At 40.4% G+C, this 20,868-nt stretch carries 22 protein-coding genes; 9 read left to right on the plus strand and 13 right to left on the minus strand.

Going from position 1 to position 20,868, the window contains the following annotated elements; all coding sequences use genetic code 11:
• Positions 1-64 precede the first annotated feature (64 nt).
• Entirely contained in the window at positions 65-568 is a 504-nt protein-coding gene (locus VIM89_RS16070; RefSeq protein WP_488157191.1) for a DinB family protein, read from the plus strand.
• 45 nt (positions 569-613) lie between these two features.
• The gene (locus tag VIM89_RS16075; protein ID WP_488157192.1) at positions 614-1,093 is read left to right on the plus strand and encodes a hypothetical protein; all 480 of its coding nucleotides are present in this window, start codon (positions 614-616) and stop codon (positions 1,091-1,093) included.
• A gap of 1 nt (position 1,094) precedes the next feature.
• Here the strand turns inward: VIM89_RS16075 and VIM89_RS16080 are convergent, their stop codons facing one another.
• A complete protein-coding gene (locus VIM89_RS16080) occupies positions 1,095-1,319 on the minus strand; it encodes a (4Fe-4S)-binding protein (RefSeq protein ID WP_488157193.1) in 225 nt (74 codons plus the stop codon).
• Positions 1,320-1,361: 42 nt separating this feature from the next.
• Between VIM89_RS16080 and VIM89_RS16085 the strand changes: the two genes are divergently transcribed.
• Genes VIM89_RS16085 through VIM89_RS16105 form a run of 5 tightly spaced genes read left to right on the plus strand, consistent with a single transcriptional unit; the run spans position 1,362 to position 5,734 of the window.
• Positions 1,362-2,450 carry an aromatic ring-hydroxylating oxygenase subunit alpha gene (locus VIM89_RS16085; RefSeq protein ID WP_488157194.1) on the plus strand — a complete coding sequence of 363 codons (1,089 nt, stop codon included), beginning with the start codon at positions 1,362-1,364 and terminating at the stop codon, positions 2,448-2,450.
• Between the two features lie 3 nt (positions 2,451-2,453).
• On the plus strand, positions 2,454-3,896 hold the full coding sequence (locus VIM89_RS16090; protein WP_488157195.1) for an amino acid permease: 1,443 nt from the start codon (positions 2,454-2,456) through the stop codon (positions 3,894-3,896).
• A 14-nt stretch (positions 3,897-3,910) separates the two neighbouring features.
• Positions 3,911-4,153 carry a MoaD/ThiS family protein gene (locus tag VIM89_RS16095; RefSeq protein ID WP_488157196.1) on the plus strand — a complete coding sequence of 81 codons (243 nt, stop codon included), beginning with the start codon at positions 3,911-3,913 and terminating at the stop codon, positions 4,151-4,153.
• An 18-nt stretch (positions 4,154-4,171) separates the two neighbouring features.
• Complete coding sequence (locus VIM89_RS16100; protein ID WP_488157197.1) at positions 4,172-5,293, plus strand: hypothetical protein; 1,122 nt, start codon at positions 4,172-4,174, stop codon at positions 5,291-5,293.
• A gap of 21 nt (positions 5,294-5,314) precedes the next feature.
• Positions 5,315-5,734, plus strand: coding sequence for a molybdenum cofactor biosynthesis protein MoaE (locus VIM89_RS16105; protein ID WP_488157198.1), 420 nt, complete (start codon positions 5,315-5,317; stop codon positions 5,732-5,734).
• A 34-nt stretch (positions 5,735-5,768) separates the two neighbouring features.
• Here VIM89_RS16105 and VIM89_RS16110 read toward each other — a convergent pair whose 3' ends face one another.
• The 11 genes from VIM89_RS16110 to VIM89_RS16160 form a co-directional block, all read right to left on the minus strand.
• On the minus strand, positions 5,769-6,824 hold the full coding sequence (locus VIM89_RS16110) for a ThiF family adenylyltransferase (protein WP_488157199.1): 1,056 nt from the start codon (positions 6,822-6,824) through the stop codon (positions 5,769-5,771).
• Positions 6,817-7,989, minus strand: coding sequence for an NTP transferase domain-containing protein (locus VIM89_RS16115; protein WP_488157200.1), 1,173 nt, complete (start codon positions 7,987-7,989; stop codon positions 6,817-6,819). Before VIM89_RS16115 ends, VIM89_RS16110 begins: the two co-directional genes overlap by 8 nt.
• Complete coding sequence (moaC, locus tag VIM89_RS16120) at positions 7,970-8,443, minus strand: cyclic pyranopterin monophosphate synthase MoaC (RefSeq protein ID WP_488157201.1); 474 nt, start codon at positions 8,441-8,443, stop codon at positions 7,970-7,972. Before moaC ends, VIM89_RS16115 begins: the two co-directional genes overlap by 20 nt.
• Entirely contained in the window at positions 8,440-9,648 is a 1,209-nt protein-coding gene (locus tag VIM89_RS16125) for a molybdopterin molybdotransferase MoeA (protein ID WP_488157202.1), read from the minus strand. Before VIM89_RS16125 ends, moaC begins: the two co-directional genes overlap by 4 nt.
• A gap of 3 nt (positions 9,649-9,651) precedes the next feature.
• Positions 9,652-10,641, minus strand: coding sequence for a GTP 3',8-cyclase MoaA (moaA, locus tag VIM89_RS16130; protein ID WP_488157203.1), 990 nt, complete (start codon positions 10,639-10,641; stop codon positions 9,652-9,654).
• Between the two features lie 215 nt (positions 10,642-10,856).
• On the minus strand, positions 10,857-12,029 hold the full coding sequence (locus VIM89_RS16135) for an aldose epimerase family protein (protein WP_488157204.1): 1,173 nt from the start codon (positions 12,027-12,029) through the stop codon (positions 10,857-10,859).
• A 23-nt stretch (positions 12,030-12,052) separates the two neighbouring features.
• Positions 12,053-13,123 (minus strand): glycoside hydrolase 5 family protein, encoded by a 1,071-nt coding sequence (locus tag VIM89_RS16140; RefSeq protein WP_488157205.1) that lies wholly within the window; start codon positions 13,121-13,123, stop codon positions 12,053-12,055.
• Between the two features lie 6 nt (positions 13,124-13,129).
• The gene (locus VIM89_RS16145) at positions 13,130-14,176 is read right to left on the minus strand and encodes a glycoside hydrolase family 43 protein (RefSeq protein ID WP_488157206.1); all 1,047 of its coding nucleotides are present in this window, start codon (positions 14,174-14,176) and stop codon (positions 13,130-13,132) included.
• 166 nt (positions 14,177-14,342) lie between these two features.
• Positions 14,343-15,212 (minus strand): HAD-IIA family hydrolase, encoded by an 870-nt coding sequence (locus VIM89_RS16150; RefSeq protein WP_488157207.1) that lies wholly within the window; start codon positions 15,210-15,212, stop codon positions 14,343-14,345.
• A 19-nt stretch (positions 15,213-15,231) separates the two neighbouring features.
• Entirely contained in the window at positions 15,232-16,287 is a 1,056-nt protein-coding gene (locus VIM89_RS16155; protein WP_488157208.1) for a hypothetical protein, read from the minus strand.
• Positions 16,288-17,646 carry a glutamine synthetase family protein gene (locus VIM89_RS16160; RefSeq protein WP_488157209.1) on the minus strand — a complete coding sequence of 453 codons (1,359 nt, stop codon included), beginning with the start codon at positions 17,644-17,646 and terminating at the stop codon, positions 16,288-16,290.
• A gap of 135 nt (positions 17,647-17,781) precedes the next feature.
• Between VIM89_RS16160 and VIM89_RS16165 the strand changes: the two genes are divergently transcribed.
• A complete protein-coding gene (locus VIM89_RS16165) occupies positions 17,782-18,174 on the plus strand; it encodes a gamma-glutamylcyclotransferase family protein (RefSeq protein WP_488157210.1) in 393 nt (130 codons plus the stop codon).
• 103 nt (positions 18,175-18,277) lie between these two features.
• Here VIM89_RS16165 and VIM89_RS16170 read toward each other — a convergent pair whose 3' ends face one another.
• A complete protein-coding gene (locus tag VIM89_RS16170) occupies positions 18,278-19,282 on the minus strand; it encodes a glutamine synthetase beta-grasp domain-containing protein (RefSeq protein ID WP_488157211.1) in 1,005 nt (334 codons plus the stop codon).
• Between the two features lie 501 nt (positions 19,283-19,783).
• Between VIM89_RS16170 and mdh the strand changes: the two genes are divergently transcribed.
• Positions 19,784-20,722, plus strand: a complete 939-nt coding sequence (mdh, locus tag VIM89_RS16175; protein WP_488157212.1) for a malate dehydrogenase — start codon at positions 19,784-19,786, stop codon at positions 20,720-20,722.
• Positions 20,723-20,868: the final 146 nt, after the last annotated feature.

Raw genomic sequence — 20,868 nt, forward strand, 5'->3', positions numbered from 1 at the left:
GTTGACACAGGCGTGTCCGTATTTAATAGAGCTGTGACCCATATTTGATAAAAAAACTAAGATTATGAGTACAAATACTATTATTTCTGAAAAAGAGCTGTTTATCAAAATGGTCATGTCTAACTGGGACCTGCAGGTAGGACGGATGAACAAGGTGCTAGACAAATTAAGCGACGAGGAACTATCAACTCCGACAGCACCGGGGCGAAATACCGGCGTTTATTTACTGGGACACTTAGCTGCTGTAAGTGACGGCATGCTTACCTTTCTGGGGATTGGTGAAAGACTTAATCCGGCGATGGACGAAATATTTCTGCGTAACCCTGAGGAGTCAGCTCTTGAAAAACCTTCAATTGCTGAGTTGAAAGAATACTGGAATAAAGTGAACGCAATGCTTTCAGAAAAAATGAGCCAGATAGCTCCCGAAGAGTGGTTTACACGCCATACAGCCGTATCAGAAGAAGATTTTGCAAAGGAACCACATCGCAATAAGCTGAATATTGTGATCAACCGCACCAATCACTTAAGCTATCATTTAGGTCAGTTGGTTTACCTGGTAAAGAAATAATTCAAATACGTTATTTTCTGCGTAAATTCGGGTGAGGCTTAAACCATGAAGAAAGCATTACCCGGATTTTTTATTTTATTGTCTGTCCTTTTATGCAGCTGCAGCAAAAAACTGTATACACATCAGCAGGTAATGCAAAGCTTTCATAACAAAGATGATGTTTTTAAGCGTTTCGGCAATCCGGATATAAAAAGAATGGCGGACAGCACGGAAATATGGATCTATAATCACGATGTGAGTGGCAAAACTTCGCAGCCAATAGCTAAAGTTCCATCAACTAATGATACCACAAAAGTTTCCACTGACTCTACACAGATTTCGACAGCTCAGCCCCCCAATATTTATATCAATTTCATGTTCGATCACACCGGTAATATAGTCGGGTATAAAAGCAATGGTGTTGACTTGAGCTATGTAAAGAAGGTGTCAGCGGGAACTAATATTCTTAACGCACTGGGCGTAATTGCTGTAATAGCAGTCGTTGTGGGTATTGACGCTTATACTAACGGCGACGTGAGCTTTTAAATCAACTTTCAGTATTTCTAAAATATGACAAAGCGCCAGATGGACATTGCTTTACCTGGTTGATGATTGTTTCAGTATCGGCTGCTGTGACGTTGATCCATGGTTTCTGTTGCAGGTTGAATACCGCAGGAAGACCATTAACACATTTGGCAGAATGGGCACACAGATGTGATTGCCAAACTACCGTTATTTCACCATTGTCATATTTTTTGATATTGTCTTCCATAACAGCTAAATTACAGCTTTAACCGCTTTAAGCCAAGCTGATATGCCCCGATTTTCTGTCGACCCCAATATCTCCATAGCTAAAACCCTTGATACTGATTTTTATACAAGCGTCGAGGTATTTGAACAATGCCGCGAAAAGATATTTGCACCGTCCTGGCAGTTTATCGGTAGTGTCGAGTTAGTTAAAGGAAAAAGTGAGGTATATCCTTTTACTTTATTACCTGATTATCTTGATGAGCCACTTGTGCTTACACGAAATAAAACAGGTGGGTTAAATCTTCTGTCAAACGTTTGTACTCACCGGGGCAATATCGTAGCTGAAAAAGCTTGTAAACAGGCCAATTTAAGGTGCAGGTATCATGGACGGCTATTTAATCTGGATGGCAAATTTGCGTCGATGCCTGAATTTAAGGAGGTAAAAAACTTTCCTGCGGCCGAAGATGATCTGCATCAACTTAGCTTATTCAAATGGAGTAATTGGTTATTTACATCAGTCAACCCCGATTACCCACACGATTTGTTTTTCAGGGATATGATTGATCGGGTAAGCTGGATGCCGCTGGATGATTTTAAGTTTTATCCTGAACTATCGCGGACATTTCATGTAAAGGCTAATTGGGCGCTGTATTGCGAGAATTACCTCGAGGGCTTTCATATACCTTTTGTGCATTCAGGTTTAAATGCTGTGATCGATTTTGGAGAATACGCTACCGAGCTCTTTTTTCCGTATTCAAGCTTGCAGTTAGGATTATCAAAGACGGATAAGGATTGTTTTGATCTGCCCACTGACTCACCCGACTATGGTAAAAATGTGGCAGCCTACTATTTCTGGGTATTTCCGAATATGATGTTCAATTTTTATCCCTGGGGATTGTCGGCCAATGTGGTTGAACCAATTTCGGTAGGTGAATGCCGGGTTCGGTTTTTATCTTATGTATTGGATGAGAGCAAACTAGACAAAGGAGCAGGATCGGGATTGGACAAGGTAGAGCAGGAGGATGAAGAAATAGTGGAGAATGTACAACGCGGTGTGCGGTCAAGATTTTATAAACATGGCCGGTATTCTGTAACACGGGAGCAGGGCACGCATCATTTCCATCGCATTTTAGCCGAATTCATCAATAAATAGCCTATGGCACAGCTCGAGCGCAAATTAGGATTATGGGCCTCTGTATCCATCGTGATAGGGTCTGTGATCGGCAGCAGTATTTTCATGAAGCCCGCTACTATGGCGGCGCAGTTGGGTTCACCTTTGTTGTTGTTATTAGTTTGGATTGTGGCCGGTATTGTTTCACTGTTTGGTGGAATGATCAATGCCGAGGTCGGCTGTATGATCCCTGAATCTGGCGGGCAGTATGCCTATTTCAGGCAGATGTACGGAAATTTCTTTGCTTATCTTTTTGGTTGGGCGTGTTTTATCGTAGTTAACACAGCTTCCATATCAGGAATTGCGTTTGTATTCGCTGATTATTTGCAATACTTTGTTAAACTTCCCCGATTTTCCCAATCGGTTGAGCATTCCATACCATTTGTAATTCCGTTTATAGGTAAATTTTATTTATTAGAGAATATAGGTGTAAAAACAGTTGCGGCGTTGATAATCATTGTTTTGACATGGATCAATATAAAAAGCCTGAAAGCAGGCGGAGCAGTGCAGGTGTTTTTTTCTGTATTAAAAGTGGCCGCGCTTATTTTTCTTGTTATCGCTATTTTCTTTTCCGATAAGGGCAGCTTTCTCAATTTGAAGCACGACTCTTCAACCTTCGACCATTCATTATGGAAGGTTATTCCTGCTTTTATTGCAGCAACAACCGGGGCATTGGCAGCTTATGACGGCTGGAATAATCTGGGATTCGTGTCAGGCGAAATAAAAGATCCGCAAAAAAATATACCACGGGGATTAATTATGGGCCTGATCATCTGTATCATTATTTACGCCCTTACTAATGAAGCCTATTTATATATGTTGCCAGTAGATACAATGAAAAGCTCATCATTAGTTGCATCTGACGCGTTGTATGAAGCGCTGGGAGTAGCTGGCGGTGGTTTTGTGGCTTTGATGGTGGTATTATCCACCGCAGGGGCGACAAATGGCAATCTTTTTCCGTCTTCCAGGGTAATTTATGCGATGGGAGAGGAAAGGAATTTTTTTGCCTTTACAAGTAAGGTGAATACAAAATATCACACACCCGCCAATGCTTTGTTATTGCAATGCATATGGGCTGTTTTACTGGTGTTTATCGGTTCGTTTGACATGCTGATGGACATGTTCGTCTTTATTTCATGGATATTTTATGGATTTGCAGCCTACGGAATTTTTATCCTGCGTAAAAAAATGCCCGACGCGCACCGGCACTACAAGTTGAAAGGTTACCCTTATCTACCAATCATTTTTATCTTCTTTTCTATGTTGTATGTCGTAATTACTTTATATAACGATATCAACAACTACATGTTAGGCAAAAGCCCGATCATTAATTCTGTATTTGGGCTTGTACTAACTGTAATGGGCATTCCGCTTTATTGGTATTTTAAAAAGAAGCCTGTCCAAACCGAAGTTATATTACCGAATTGACTTAATTTTGCAGTATGAAAGTAAACGTGCTGGCATTTGGCATTGCAAAGGATATTTTTGGCAGCTCATCCGTCGAAGTAGAACTACCGGAAAATGGTACTACTCATAATTTAAAGCAATTGTTGGAAGAGAGTTATCCACGACTGAAGCACCTGGTATCCTATATGGTGGCTGTGAATAATGAATATGCATCAGATACAGGTCTATTGACTGAAATGGATGAAATTGCCGTTATTCCTCCGGTAAGTGGGGGCTGAATTTTTAAATCCACTTAAATGGAAAGTTTAGAAATGCTTTTTGATAAAGCTTTTAAATCAAGGGGTGGAATTTACAAATCTGATGATAATTTTTTTAAAGGCTCACTTTTAGAAGATTGTCGTAATTTAATTCATGGTATTAGAGTTGCAGATTCCAGAACGCCAAATGTTTATATAAACCTTATCAATAACCCTGAAATAAATGCAGTAGTTAAAAGATATAAGGGGAAAGATTTTATTGGAATATATGCAGGTGCTATTTTTTTAATTGAGGCGACTTTTTTGAGAATGATGTCCAATCCCAATATTTTGCCGGAATTTGGAGATGTCAGCAGGGAAATTGCCCCTGAAAAAATATATAATGCTCAATTTACTTCCTTCGATCATTATAATAATATTGTTGAGATTGATAGAAAAAATATCCCTATACCAAAAGATATTAATCGATATAGATTGGGTATGTTATTATCATGCTTTGTAACCAGGTTCCTCGTAGCTCATGAATATGGACATATCCTATGTGGTCATATTGGGTATGGTGATAGTTTGTTTGAATCCTTTTCAATGACTGAATATTTTAATAGTTACCCAGCCGGAAGCAGATTGGAACCATTAACAAGTCAGGCATTGGAATTGTGTGCTGACTTGTATGCTTTTAATGTTGGAATTAATAATATTTTACTAGCGCTAAAGGAAAGAGATGCTGGAATAATAAATGGAACGCAGCCGTTCTTTAATGGACTCGAAAATTCTTTAAAACTTTGGCTGTTTGCTATTTATTCGTATATGAGGCTATTTGGCATGTGTAGTTTTAAAATCGATTCATTAAAAGAATATTTACACCCGCCTCAAGCTGTAAGAAGTTTGCTTTATTTTAAATGGTTGGAGCCCCAATTAATTACTAAAAAATCACCCCTTCCTACCCAAAGTGTTCAAAATATTATTGATGAGGCCATTGATTCCGTTGAAAGGGCGTTTGCTGAAATATCTGAACAGGAATACAATCAGTCATTCTTAAACTCAGCACTTGAATCAGACGTCATGCAACATGTACTATTAATATTTGAAAATTGGGATAATGCCAGAAGATTAACCGTTCCTTATACTTATATTGATATTCCACCTGAATTAAACATATAAATTTTAATAAATTCTATAAAGTTGGATATCCAAGTTAAAATATCGGCCCAAACATTAAACATTCAATCCTGCATCGATTGGGTGATGACGTCGCAATCGGGTGGGATAGATGTGTTTATAGGGACCGTGCGCGATGCAACCAAAGGCAGAACTGTAGTACGACTTGAGTTTGAGGCCTATGAGCCCATGGCCATCAAAGAAATGCAAAAAATAGCGAATGAAACCTTTAGCAAATGGCCGGTTCAAAAACTTTTGATTCATCACCGAACAGGAGTATTGAAAATAGGTGAGGTGCCTGTTATTATTGCCATATCATGCGCACACCGCGATGCTGCTTTTGAAGCCTGCCGTTATGTGATTGATACATTAAAACAAACTGTGCCTATATGGAAAAAAGAGGTATTTGAGGATGGGGAAGTGTGGGTAGCAGCGCATCCCTGACCGCTGATTTTAATGATTAGATGATTCCGCTGATTCAAAGCTTTTCCCATTTTTCCAAGCCACCATCAAGAGAGAAAACCTTAGCATCAGGATATTTTTGTTTGATAACTTTCACAGCGTCCGCGCTTCGCTTTCCAGTGGCACAATAGAACACTTTTTCTCGGCTTCCTGAAAAGTAATCCATGTGATCTTCTAATTCAATCAAAGGAATATGCTTACCGCCTATGTCATATTCATCTCGTTCACGTTCGGTTCGCACATCGATCAATTCAAAACGGCTTTCTTCAATGCCTTTTTTCAGATCAGCAACCGAGATTAGCGGAATCTCTTCGGTTCGTTTTAGTTGTTTGATACTAACCTTGCTCACAGAACCAATTTTTATGATTCTGCTTTGAAGGGTTTGAGCATCAAGCATTAATATTCTCCCGGTCAATAATTCGCCTGTTTTTGTAATGTATTTAATCACCTCATTTGCCTGCATACAGCCTATAATTCCGGCTAATGTTGGGATTACGCCACCTTCGGCACAATTTGGCACTTGGGTAGCATCAACTTCCGGAAACAAATCGCGATAGTTAGGGGAGAAGGTACCATCAGTATTCTTTGCATTCCAAACGGCGATCTGTCCTTCAAACTGGTAAATAGCACCATAAACTAAAGGCTTGTCTGATAGAACAGCCGCATCATTTAATAAATACCGTGTTTCAAAATTGTCGGTACCATCAACAACGATATCGTATTGTTGCAGAAGGTCCATTACATTATCGGACGTGATCTTTACCTGATGCGAAATAAGCTTTATACTGGAATTTTGTTTCTGTAGTCGCTCGCACGCCACTAAAGTTTTGCTTAGCCCCGCATCCTCCGGGGTATACAAAATCTGGCGATGTAAATTACTGATGGATACAATATCGAAATCGGCAATGCCTAATGTGCCTACGCCTGCGGCAGTCAAATATTGTGCTGCCGGACAACCAAGCCCACCCGCACCAACAATCAATACTTTCGCTTGTTGTAACAGCCGCTGGGCTGATTCACTGAAACCGGGCAGAGCGATCTGGCAACTATATCTCGCAAAATCTTCAGACATCAGCACTCGCGATCTTTTGGTGGATAGTCTGTTTCACTTTTTCAAGATCATCTGGCGTATTGACGTTGGTCAAAGCATCAGTGTTAGGTGCCTGTAATAGATGCACGTCGCTGTTGATCAACACTTTTCGTGGACAAGAATATCCTTGTGATAAAAACGATAATAATACCGGGTAACTCTTAGGTTCCCAAATAGTGATCAATGGTTCGGGAAACTCATTATCAGGACTATTATAAGCCGTTGCTATAGCAGATACTTTGCGTCTTTCTATCAGGAATTTGAAGGTCTCTGTTTCCAGCAAAGGCATATCGCAGGCTACCACCAGCCACGCTCGGTCAGGTTGCTCTCTAAATGCAGAAAGAATTGCGCCATAAGGCCCTAATCCGGTAAAGGTATCTTCCAAGGCGGGGTAAGCTGGATTGATTTGTTGCTTTTGATCTGCTCTGCAAGAAATGAAAACATCTTTGCATAGCGGCTTCAACATATCGGCCACATGATAACGTTGTTCTTTACCAAACCAACTCACGGCTCCCTTATCAAAACCCATACGCATACTCTTTCCACCGGCAAGCACCAATCCATTTAGAAGGGGTCTGGATTGCAATACTTTGTTCTCAAAAAAAGTGATGATCTTTTCTGATTCATCTAGTCTGCATACAGGTATATTCTGCCAATTTGGGATTGACTCTTTTATGAAATCAAACACATCAGGCTCATTTTCAGCTAACAGGATCAACCCGACATTGGTCAGTTGAGCCAACCTTTTTTGCAATGATGATGCTTTTGCATTATAGATAATTACCACTTGAGCCTTTGCCTGTTGATGATTCCCATTTACCAGAACAAGGTCAGCTTCTGAAAACTGTTGTCTTAGTCTGAATGGGGTAGATGTCGTATTATAATTGAATTGCTGATAATTGACTTGATCGGTGTATTCCAACAGGGCATCATTAGCCAAACGACCTGGAGCTGACGTCATCTCATCATTATGTGAAGTATCCGCATAAGCGCATTTATATTTAGATGATAACGCGCCGATAACCGAATCAGCCAGAGATTTTATCACCACACATGGTGCTCCGACAATAGCCCATTCATTTCTTGCATAATTTCCGATGGCTGGTCTAACCAGATCGGTATGCTTTTTATGCTCTTTTAAAGTCACGTTTACCTCCTGTCTTTTCCATCAGTTTGGTTTCTTTTATCACGATGTCATGGCTCAAAGCCTTGCACATATCGTATATGGTGAGTGCAGCTATCGACGCACCAACCAATGCTTCCATTTCGACACCTGTTTTAGCGGTGATTGTAGCAGTGCAATCAATGACTACTTCCTGCTGTTCATTTAAATGAATATTGATACTGCAATTATCCAGTCCCAGCGGATGGCATAATGGAATCAAATCACCGGTTTTTTTGGCAGCCATTATTCCGGCTATAACGGCCGTTTGAAATACAGAGCCTTTCTTTGTTTGAATATCACCGTTCGTCAATTGCTCGAGCACCTCGGCAGGCAATGCAACTATGCTTCTTGCAGCAGCAGTACGCCGGGAAATCTGCTTTTCGCCAACATCAACCATATTGGGTTGTCCACGCTCGTCTAAATGCGAAAAAGTCATACTGTCAATTGTTTAAAGGGCCATGCGCGAAATACTTCACCCTGTTTAAATTCGTCTCTGCCTTTCGGTAATTCAATGAAAGCGTCTGTATCTGCTAAGTTAGCAAAATCACCTGAACCATTGCCTTCAATTGCTTCGGCTATTATTTGTCCTTTGTCGGAAAAACGCAGTTTTACTTGCAAAAAATATTGCAGATCGGGCTTAAAAGTAAAATCCGTTCCTAAAACTGCATAAACCGATGGTTTCTCATTAAGTCCCTGACTAGCGTTTAACCATGGTAAAAAATACCGGTGCAGGCACATAAAAGTGGCCACAGGGTTTCCCGGAAAAGCAAATACCAACACACCATTCTCATGTTTGCCAAACCAGAATGGTTTCCCCGGCCGCTGGCTCACTTTATGAAAGATGGTTTTTACACCAATTCCATCCAAAGCTGTAGGTATGTAATCAAACTTGCCCATACTAATGCCGCCGGTCATCAGTATTACATCATAATTAGCAATGCAATGATTCAGCTTTTCTTTTGTGACGTCCGGATCATCAGGTATATGCAAGAGGTCAGCCTTCAACATATATTGACTCAAAACTGCCTTTATCATATAGCTGTTTGATTTCCTGATTTGAATAGGCGAGGGCTGCTCGTCCACATTAACTAATTCATCACCTGAGGAAATGACAACTACACGTGGTAGCTTTTTTACGAGCAACTCAGCTTTGCCAACTGATGCTGCAACGCTGATTAAAGCGGGAGTGACCACCTGCTGTTTTACAGCAACAACATCTCCTTGTTTCTTATCAGCTCCTTTTAAGTGTAAATTCTGACCTTTTTGAAAGACTGAAGTTGTGATAACCGCGACACCATTTTTTATGTCGATATGCTCATAAGGAATTATAGTATCTACAGTTGTTGGTAGTGCGGCTCCGGTCATTATTTCAATACATTCATCAAGATGATCTATATCTATCGGATTGTCACCCGCAGCCTGCGTAGCTTTTATTTTGAATAATTGAATTCCTTGCTGAATAGTCCCATAACGTACAGCTATCCCATCCATGGTCACCCGGTTGAACGGGGGCAAATCACGATCGGCTTTGATATCTTCGGCGAGCGTACGGCCTAAAGCATCTTCAAAAAAGATATTTTCTGTACCAAAATCCTTTGCTTCAGCTAATATCAATTTTTCTGCCTGCTCAACTGTTATCATATCTTATCCTCCGATTGTTGCCATTGATTCGTGAGCAGGAATATTGTTACTTCGGGTTTTTTCAGCTTCCCAACCATTTTTTGGGCGATGAGAAAATGCGTTTAATAAAGCCTTTTCCAACTCATTATCTGAGGCTCCGCTGCGCATCATATCCTTTATATTTAACACGCCTGCATCATACAGGCATGTTTTCAACTCACCTTCAGGAGTGATCCTTATCCGGTTACATGTGCCGCAGAAAGTACGTGAGTAGGCAGCAATAACGCCTATATTCCCTTTATGACCTGGGATCTGATAATTATACGACGTTGAATAAGGCGAGTCTTTTAGTTTAGCAATAGCTGGATATTTCTGCCTGATCTCATCCAAAATCCGCACATAATCCCATTGCAAACCAGTATAGATGTGTCCGTCGCCATTAAAGGGCATTTCTTCGATAAAGCGCACACTTACAGGTAAGTCTTTGGTTAGTTCAACCAATGGGATGATGTCCTGTGTATTCTTGCCATCCATTACCACAGCATTGATCTTCACCTCTATGTCATGTTTGAGCAGTTGCTCAAAAGTTTCCATCACATTGGCAAATTCATCGCGCTTAGTAATGGTGAAGAAACGATTGGCATCAAGCGTATCCAAACTTAAATTGACTGATTTGACTCCAATTTTCTTTAACTCAGGAACAAATGGTGCAGTTAATACGCCGTTAGTAGTGATGGTTAGTTCATTTAAGCCTCGTAGTTCGGAAAGTGAGGTAAGCAATTGCATGATATCTTTTCTTACAAATGGCTCCCCACCGGTAATTCGTATTTTTTCGATACCCATTTTTACCAGCAGACTGCATATGGAAAGCATTTCCTCATAAGTCAGCAATTCGCTGCGCGACAGCCAGTTTAATCCGTCCTCGGGCATGCAGTAAAAGCAACGGAGGTTGCAACGGTCGGTTATAGCCAAACGCAGGTAATTGATCTTTCTGCCGTGATTGTCTATCAGCACTATCTTAACGTTATAAACTGTAAATGTAAATATTTCAACTTAGCTGAATGTTTTTCAAATGTCGTTTTATTGCATAAAAAATCCTGTTGACTTAACATCAACAGGAATAAATATGTTTAAGAACGTTGTCATGCTGAGCTTGTCGGATCCGCTGGTTAGCGGAGGGCGAGGCCTTTGCGCACTACACTTCGACATGCTCAGTGTGATACCCTATTTTATTTCGTCTTGAATTTATAAAGCGATTCAGTTTTATAGGTCTGCCCAGGTTTTAATACCGTTGACGGGAATTGCGGCTGATTTGGAGAATCAGGATAATGCTGTGTTTCCATAGCAAAGGCTGTACGATAATCATCCTTTTCTCCATATTTCATCGTGTTCTTCGCTTGCATAAAGTTGCCGCTGTAGAATTGCATAGCAGGCTCTTCGGTATAAATTTCCATTACAATGCCAGTTTTATCGCCTTTGACAATTGCGATAGGATCAGCCATAGTGTGTTTATTAAGCACAAAATTATGGTCATATCCTTTGCCGTTTTTCAGTTGTTCATTAGCATCATTAATGCGTGCACCAATAGTAGTTGCGGTGGTAAAATCAAATGGTGTACCTTTTACCGGCTCAACCTTTCCAGTCGGAATCAAAGTTGAATCAACAGGCGTATAGTTATCCGCTTTAAATTGAACCAAGTGATTCAATATAGTTCCGCTACCTTCACCATTCAGGTTGAAATAAGCGTGGTTAGTCAGGTTCACTACAGTTGTTTTGTCTGTGGTGGCTTCGTACTGACATTTGAAACCATTATCGTCGGTTAATGAGTAAGTTACCTTAATCTTTAAATTACCTGGGAAACCTTCTTCCATGTCTTTTGAAAGATAAGTCAGCTCCAATGTTTGGTCATTCACTTTTTTAGCATCCCAAACTACATCCTGGTAGCCTTTTTTACCGCCATGCAAGGTGTTAGGTGCATTATTGGTTGCCAGCGTGTATTGTTTGCCCTCAAGGGTGAAATGCCCTTTTGCAATGCGGTTGCCATATCGGCCAATGGTAGCGCCATAATAGCGTTCAGTCGATTTAATATAATCATCCACACTACTCATGCCCACAGAAACATCAATCATTTTCCCTGCGCTGTCCGGAACCAGAAGGGCTACAAGACGACCACCAAAATTTGTGATAGCGGCTTCCATACCATTTTTGTTTTTCAACACGAAGAGGTGCGTTTGTTTGCCGTCAATTGTTTTTTCAAAGGCCGAATCAGCCGGGAGTTTTCCGTAAGTAATAGTGTCTTTCATAGTTGTTGATGTGTCTGTTTTAGTGGCTGATTGCTTGCAGGCCCCCATCAAAACCACGCAAGCCGATAACAGTCCCAAAGATAAATTGCTTAATTTCATAATGCGGTTTTTATAATCGTTTTTTACTGTTTGCTGTTTAATTTTTTGATCAGGTCAGCCTCTTCCTGTTTATAAGGCGTTCCATCTTTTCTGAAAACATCATGAAACCATAGTTTTGGTTCATCACCATTCGGCATCGGCGTATCCCAGGCATAAATCGTATTGGTTTTTCCTGATACTAATCCCCAGTTGATAGCGCCTACATTTTCTTTTTTCAGCATTGGCATCGTATTCTCGAAAGTGCTGCCGCGTAGACGTGCCATGTATTCGGTACAAATAACAGGTTTGCCAAATGATTTCAGGATTTGCACCACGCGCTGATGTTTTTCCGGCTCTTCATAATCATGATAGGTGATCACGTCAGAATGTGTTAATTGAAATTTATTTAGTTTCTCTAAATTCCAGTCCCACATTCCTGAACTTACCGGCTGATCCGGGTTAACAGTTTTTGCCCATGTAAAGATTTTGGAAAGTAAATCTAATGAAGCATCCCCTTTATTGCTATTTCCGGGTTCGTTGAATAAATCCCACAGAAGGACACGTTTGTCATGTTTAAAAGTGGTTAAAACATCGGTTACATATTTTTGAAGCAAGGGCAATTCTTCTGCGTTTTTAAGGCGATTTCCCGGATCCTGTACCCAGCCTGAATTGTGGATACCCGGTTTAGGCTCTGGTTGTTTGCCTGTTTTTGCTTCCGGGTTCCAGCAATCATCCAGAAACACAAATATGGTTTGGATATGATGTTTATCAGCAATAGTCAAATATTGACTAACCCGACTTTTAAAACCTTTCGGATCCTGCTGCCAGGCCATGCTATGAAGAAATACTCGCATCGCATTAAAACCAATTCTTTCAGCGTAGCCTAATTCGCGATCGATAGTTTTTGGATCGAAGGTACCAGCCTGCCACATTTCTAACTGGTTGATAGCAATGCTCGGTGTAAAGTTAGCTCCGTTTATCCATTTGTGTTTTGCATACCAGGCATTTGCCTTTGCTGCTGACCAAACCGGAGCTTGTGATTTTTGTGCTTTAACTGCCTGGAAGGATAGAATCATCAGCAGGAAAGCGAGTAATTGTATGTGATTTTTCTTCATAATTACTTAATTGGTACCTGATGGCACGGGTATTTCAACATCTTCCTTAACCGGTATGCCAAAATTCGGACTGTCGTCTTTATTCCAGGTAAACTTTTGAGCCCTTGGTGAACGATCTTTACCACATCCTAAGCCGGGGCGCGAATTGGCGTGGTATAAAATCCAATCCTCTTTGCCATCAGGCGATTTGAAAAATGAATTATGCCCCGGGGCATAGACACTGTTCTCCGGCGATTGCTTAAATACAGGGTGAACTGACTTGATCCAGGAACTTGGATCGAGCAGATCTTTATTCTCAGAAGTGGTTAGCATACCGAGTGCGTAATAGTCAGTCCAGCAGCCACTGGCCGAATATATCAGGAATACCTTTCCGTTATGCTTCAATATTTCCGGTCCTTCATTAACATTCACATGAGGTGGATTAGAACTGTCATGCAGATCGCCATATTTTTCCCAGTCATAAGTAGGGCTCGAAATCTTTACCCGCTTACTGCTTATTGCCCATGGATTACTCATTTTAGCAATATAAATGTTCTGCTGACCATTTTCATCACCTTCCCAGCCAGCCCAGATCATATAAAGTTGCCCTTTATTTTCAAATACTGAAACATCAATAGCCCATTTATTAGTTCCATCACTGACTTTTCCTTTGAATGTCCAATCACCTTTTAAAGGATCTGCGGAAGGATTCTCAAGCACGTATATTCTGTGATGATCATTTTTACCGTCATCTGCAGCAAAGTACATATACCATTTATGGTTGAGGTAGTGCAGCTCAGGTGCCCAAAGCTCATGAGAGTAAGAGGTATTTGGCGGGGGAGTCCATATTGTTTTTCGCTCCGCGTTTTTCAGATCGGTGATATCTTTTGTTTTCCACAACACCAGGCTGTTTTGCATGGAGTTTGTATAGTAATAATACCCGTCAACCTGTATACACCAAGGATCAGCACCAGAAGGCAGCAATGGATTGGTAAACGTTTTAGATTGTGCAGATACCAAAGTCGGGAGAATACTTATCAGGAATAAAACAGAAAACGACTTGATAAAAAACATTCTCATAAGCAGGTTGATCGCCGGTTGGAAATGCTAAATTGATAAAAAATGTAATAATTACAATTATTTTTAATTCAATTTATCTTTCAAGCTGTTTTCGACATGGTTCCGGCTTATGAGGATACAGAATAACAGAAAAATAAATGAAAACCGGAACTACCGTGCACTAAAAATCAAGGCCGCTTAGATCAACGACTGCTGAATCACAAATATATGTGGGTACAATACCGGCAGCTGTAATACGCGTCTCATAGTCTTTGGCCAAAGTATTACCTGTTAAAACAAGGACTGTATCCAACCCAAACTTATTTCCGCCAAGAATATCTGTATTTAACGTATCGCCAACCATCACGATATCGCTTTTGCTGATTTGACGATATTCGCGTATCAGGTCATAAGCGAACATAAACATCTGTGAGTCAGGCTTTCCGAAACGGATAAACTGCTTGCCGACCACACTTTCGATCATTGCTGCGATACCACCAATAGCAATGGAAACATTGGACGCTGAAAGCGGATAAGCGCGATCAGTATTGGCCACAATAACCGGGATAGGCTTTTTCCTGATCAGGTTAACGGTTTTATTCAAATCATGGCACCAATCGAAGCCCTCATCGTCCAGGAATATCAGGGCGCTCACTTTATCCATGTTATGCTCGTTCACTTCACTCATGGGTAAGGTTTGCAGTCCGGACCGTTCAATATAATGCGCGGAGTTTGGCGTACCTAAATAGGCTACGATACCATCAGGAACTTTCAGATCAAGAAATTCCTTGGTAAGCATGCCGGATGAGACAATACGGTCCGCGGTGATAGCCTTTAAACCCATGCGATGATAGGATTCTGCTAATTGTTGCGGACCGCGCGAAGCATCGTTCGTAACAATATAGTACTCCTTTTTTTCTCTTTCGAGGTATGTAAAAGTATTTTCTATTCCACTAACTAAACCTGAATAGTTTTTAATAACTCCAAAAGCATCAAAAAATACGATCTTATATTTATCTACTATGGACTTAAAGTTATCTACTTTCTTCATTTATAATCGATTACTCAGTTTATGCTAAAGTTTTACTTTCTTCGAGATCAAGGGCCTGTATAATGTGTTCAGCATCAAAATCGCGGTCGACAGATGGCAAATAAATATCAAAAGCCTCAGCCTGAAGCTTTTTGGCATATTGTTCATTAAAGAAATATTTGCCGTCTTTTATTACATAATTCAGGATAAAAAAGCGGTAGGCTTCTTTCAGGAAACGGATCTCATTCGCAGTTAGCGGGTTTACGTGGTGATATTCCTCCAGAAACATAACAAAACGGTCTTCCATCAAAGTATTGATGCCGTAACTAAATACAGTACGGTCGCCAACATCAGAAACCACACGGCTGAAGAAGTAAAAATCCAGCACACGATAACTCATTCTAAACCAATCATAATCCCAGCGGGAATAAAGCTCCAGATCTTTAGTAACTGAGAAATTGCCAATGTTCCAGTCGATAAATACGGGAATGATCTCAAACGAGCTCATGTTATATTTCGAGCGGTTTTTTAGGAACAATTCGCAATGATATTTCAGGAAATCCACTTGCATGGCTGATCCGAATTGCCTTTCGTTCTTCTCTAATTGTTGCTGCAGGGCATAAATATCTGTCCGAAGCGTTTTAGCAGATTTAGGAAGCACATTCTTAGCTCTTGAACAAGCCTTATGAAATTTACCGATCTGTTGACCGAGCTTACGGATATGATGTTCATCCAAACGCCTTGGCAAACGCTCCGCAATTCGTGTTGGATTGTAAAATACCACCCAGGCATCGTCTTTTCCATGTTTATGGCGATAGATATAAACCCGGTTATTCTTCAGAAGCGATTTGGACAATACATTCTCAAAGGGATAAAGCAGGTTGTTGGATAAACTATGTATGATGCGGTGATCTTCCTTAAACAGCTCGTATTTTCCAAAATGTGAAAGCTTGGCAATGATAATATCGTCATCCTCAAAGGTTATCTTAAACACATGGTTGGTTGAAACCATGGCGCTGATATCCTCAATATCGCGTATCTTTTTAGAAGCGTCATAGCCTTCCCAGGCTTTTTTTAGTATAAAATGATAGTCCATTTAAATAATTTCAAAATATCTCTTCAATTCCCAATCGGTCACACTTTTCGCAAATTGTTTGCATTCCCATAAACGGGTTTTTGAGTAATGGTCAACAAAGCCTTCGCCAAATAATTCATTGGCGATCTTAGAATCCTTCATAATGTTCGCCGCATCTAACAGATTAGATGGTATAGTTCCGTTTTTAGTATCCTGGTAACCATTGCCAACTGTTGCCGAAATATTCAAAGGCAGCTTATTCTTTACACCATATAATCCTGATGCCAATGCTGCCGCCATTACCAGGTATGGATTGGTATCCGAACCTGGAATACGGGTTTCCAATCTTGTATAAGCAGGAGAGGTGTTGATCACCCGGAAAGCAGTCGTTCGATTTTCGACAGCCCAAGTAATTGTAGTTGGCGCCCAGGCACCTTCAACCAGTCGTTTGTAGCTATTGATAGTTGGGGCATACATCGGCAAAATATGCGGCAAACAATGTAACTGCCCTGCCAGATAATGCTTATGCAGTTCACTCATTTTATTGGTATCTTCAGCATTATAGAACAGGTTCTCTGTTTTATCCTTATTCCACAAACTCTGATGCACATGACCGCCGCAACCCGGCAAGTTTTCATTCCACTTGGCCATAAAAGTCGCCATAATGCCATGCTGGTAAGCAATTTCTTTAATGGCAGTTTTTAGTAATACAGCTCTATCAGCTGCTTCAATAATGTGATCATGCAAAATAGCTGCTTCGTATACTCCTGGTCCGGTTTCCGTATGCAAACCTTCCAATGGAATATCAAACTCCATTAGCAGATTAAACAGGTCGTAATAAAAATCACTATTTTCTGAAGTCCGCAGTATGGAATACCCAAACATACCCGGTGTTAAAGTTTCCAGATTGGTAAAGCTTTTCTCCTGCAATGATTGTGGCGTTTCCCTGAAATTGAACCATTCAAATTCCTGTGCGAATTCTGGGTGAAAATCCAGTGATTCGCATTCTTTGGTAATTCGTTTTAATAAACTTCTGGGACAAGCGGGCAAATCATTTCCATCAGCCTTACTAAAATCAGCCAGGAAAAAAGGGATATCATCCTGCCATGGAACTGTACGAAAGGTAGATAGGTCTATACGGCAAAGTTGATCAGGATAACCTGTATGCCAGCCGGTTAGTTCTATATTGTTATTACAAAGATCGCTGCTGTCCCAGCCAAAAACTACGTCGCAAAAACCATAACCTTTTTGCAGTCCATCGGTGAATTTTTTATGATGGATCACTTTTCCGCGCAGCACACCATCTATATCGGCAAAAGCGAACTTAATTTTGTCTATATTTTTTTCTTTTAGATAAGATATGATTTGTTGTGTATCCATAAATCGTTGATACGATAAAACATGGCAAGTTAGTTATAAAATTAGTGAATTAGTGCTAGGGTGAATCAGTGAATGGTTAATTATAAATTAGTGAATTAGTGATTGAGTGAATTAGTGAATGCTTAATTAAATTTGATGATGATGAAAAGCGCTTTGTTATTTATCTATGGTACATTGTTAAATCACAACAATGAGTTTGCAGTTTATCTGAAAGAACATAGTCACTTTTTTGCCAATGGTAAGATAAAAGGGAGACTTTATGATATCGGCGAATATCCAGGTGCGGTATTGGATGATAGTGATGAATACATCTACGGCGTCATTTTGCAAATTGATGACCCTGAGGTGGTTTTCTTAGAGATAGACGATTATGAAGGTTATGGTGATGAGCAGCCCGAACCTAATGAGTTTATCAGGATATCGGCAGATGTTGAAACAGCATCAGAAATCGTAACCTGCTATATATATGTATATAATTTACCGGTTGATAGTCTGGAAAAGATTGGAGGCGGCAGATATCTTAAGTGAGTATTATCAAACTCCCTCTCCCCTGGAGAGGGCCGGGGTGAGGCAAATAAAAAGCCCCACAGAAACAGATCTGCAGGGCCCAGTATAAATTAATTAGGAGTTATTATATCGCTGACTTTACAGTTTTGATGATACGTGCAGCTACTTTGTATGGATCAGCAGCTGAGTTCGGACGACGATCTTCCAGGTAACCTTTCCAGCCTTTTTGTACAGTGTACAGAGGGATACGGATAGAAGCACCACGGTCAGATACACCATAGCTATAGTCATGGATAGAAGCGGTTTCGTGTTTACCGGTCAAACGCTGATCGTTGTCAGCTCCGTAAACTGCGATGTGTTCTGCAACAACCGGGCGGAATGCTTCAAGTATCTTTTTGTATACATCTTCGCTACCGGTAGTTCTCAACAATGTATTTGAGAAGTTAGCGTGCATACCTGAACCGTTCCAGTCTAATTGACCAAGCGGTTTGCAATGCCAGTTGATAGAAACTCCGTATTTCTCACCGATTCTTTCTAACAAATAACGGGCAACCCAGATTTCATCACCGGCTTCTTTAGCGCCTTTTGCGAAGATCTGGAATTCCCACTGACCAGCAGCAACCTCAGCATTGATACCTTCAACGTTCAGACCTGCTTCCAAACAAGCGTCTAAGTGTTCTTCAACAATGTCACGGCCAAAAGCATTTTTAGCACCTACAGAGCAGTAGTATGGACCTTGAGGGCCAGGGTAACCACCTGCAGGGAAACCTAAAGGTTTATTGGTTTCAGGATCCCACAGGAAGTATTCCTGCTCGAAACCGAACCAAAAATCGCTATCATCATCTTCAATTAGAGCACGGCCATTAGACTCATGTGGTTTGCCGGTTGAATCAAGTACTTCGCACATTACCAGGTAAGCGTCTTTTCTTTGAGGATCAACACAAATGTAAACGGGTTTCAAAATACAATCAGAAGAACCGCCTGGTGCTTGTTCTGTTGATGAACCATCAAAGCTCCAATTCGGGCAATCTTCTAATTTACCGCTGAAATCACCTACAATTTTTGTTTTGCTACGAAGGCTTTGTGTTGGTTTGTAGCCGTCAAGCCAGATGTACTCTAATTTTGCCATTGTTTAGTTGTTTTGAAAAATTTGGATCAAGTATCAGTTTTACTATCGTGAGTTTAAATTTCGAAGGCGAATTTAAATATTTTTTACAATTTTCATGATAATTGTGATAAAAAATTAAAAATATTTTCAAAAACAGTCATTTTATCCGTCGAAATAGACAAAAAATCATTTAAAAATGGCTTTTATTTGAAATTGATTAATTTTTTAGAGTCAAAAGTAGAGAAAGCCTAATTTTATGATATCGACAAGGATGTATTTGGTAATTTTTAACACTCAATAGGTTAGTTTTAATAAAATGTTAAAAAATATGGCAATTTCACCTTTAAAATAATGAAAATGATAAATTTTAAGGCATTGCTACAGTACTGTTATATTTTCAATTAATTAAAGATGCTGTTATAAAAATTTCTTAAAATTGCCCTGAAAATTTCCGGAGGGGTATACTTAACGTATTGATCCCTACCTCAAACTAATGTTTCCTTCTTATAAATTAATTACTATATGAAAATTACAGTTGTTGGTGCCGGGGCTGTAGGCGCCACTTGCGCAGATAACATCGCAAGAAAAGAGCTGGCCGAAGAATTGATTTTATTAGACATCCGCGAAGGCTTTGCAGAAGGTAAGGCTATCGATATGATGCAAACCTCAGCACTGCTTGGTTTTGATACCAAGATAAAAGGTGTTACCAATGATTACGCTGCTACTGCCGGTTCAGAAGTAGTAGTGATCACTTCAGGCCTGCCACGTAAACCGGGTATGACCCGCGAAGAATTGATCGGCACCAACGCTGGTATCGTAAAAAGCGTTACCGAAAGTATTTTAAAGTATTCCCCTAATACCATTATTATAGTAGTATCTAACCCGATGGACACCATGAACTACCTTACCCTGAAAACTTCAGGCTTACCTAAAAATAAAATATTAGGTATGGGTGGCGCATTGGATTCATCACGCTTTAAATATTACCTGAGCCAGGAACTGGGTTGTTCTCCGGCAGACCTGAACGCAGTTGTAATAGGCGGTCACGGCGATACTACTATGATCCCGTTGATCAAACATGCTACCTGGAACAGTATTCCTGTAACCGAGTTCCTTAGTCAGGAGCAACAGGATAAAATTGTTGCTGCTACTATGGTGGGTGGTGCTACATTAACCAAACTGATTGGTACTTCAGCATGGTATGCACCAGGCGCAGGTACTGCTGCTATGGTTGAAAGCATTGTACGCGACGAGAAAAAACTAATTAGCTGCGGTGTTGCACTTGACGGCGAATATGGCCAGAAAGACATCTCGCTGGTTGTGCCTGTTGTATTAGGCAAAAGCGGTTGGGAGCAGATCCTTAACTTTAAACTGAGCGATGATGAACAAGCTCAGTTCAATAAGAGCGCTGACGCTGTTCGCAACATGAACCAGGTATTGGTTGATAGTAAGATCATCTAATTATAAATAATAGCGATGGGTTTCAAACCCATCGCTATTATTTTCGACAAATTGTCAAACGGCTTCTCCTAACAGAGAGGCCGTTTTTATTTAAACCATTATTTAGCTGTGCTGTTATTGATAAAAGATTAAATTAGCTTAACATT

The sequence above is a fragment of the Mucilaginibacter sp. genome, from assembly GCF_036568825.1.
Lineage (GTDB): Bacteria > Bacteroidota > Bacteroidia > Sphingobacteriales > Sphingobacteriaceae > Mucilaginibacter.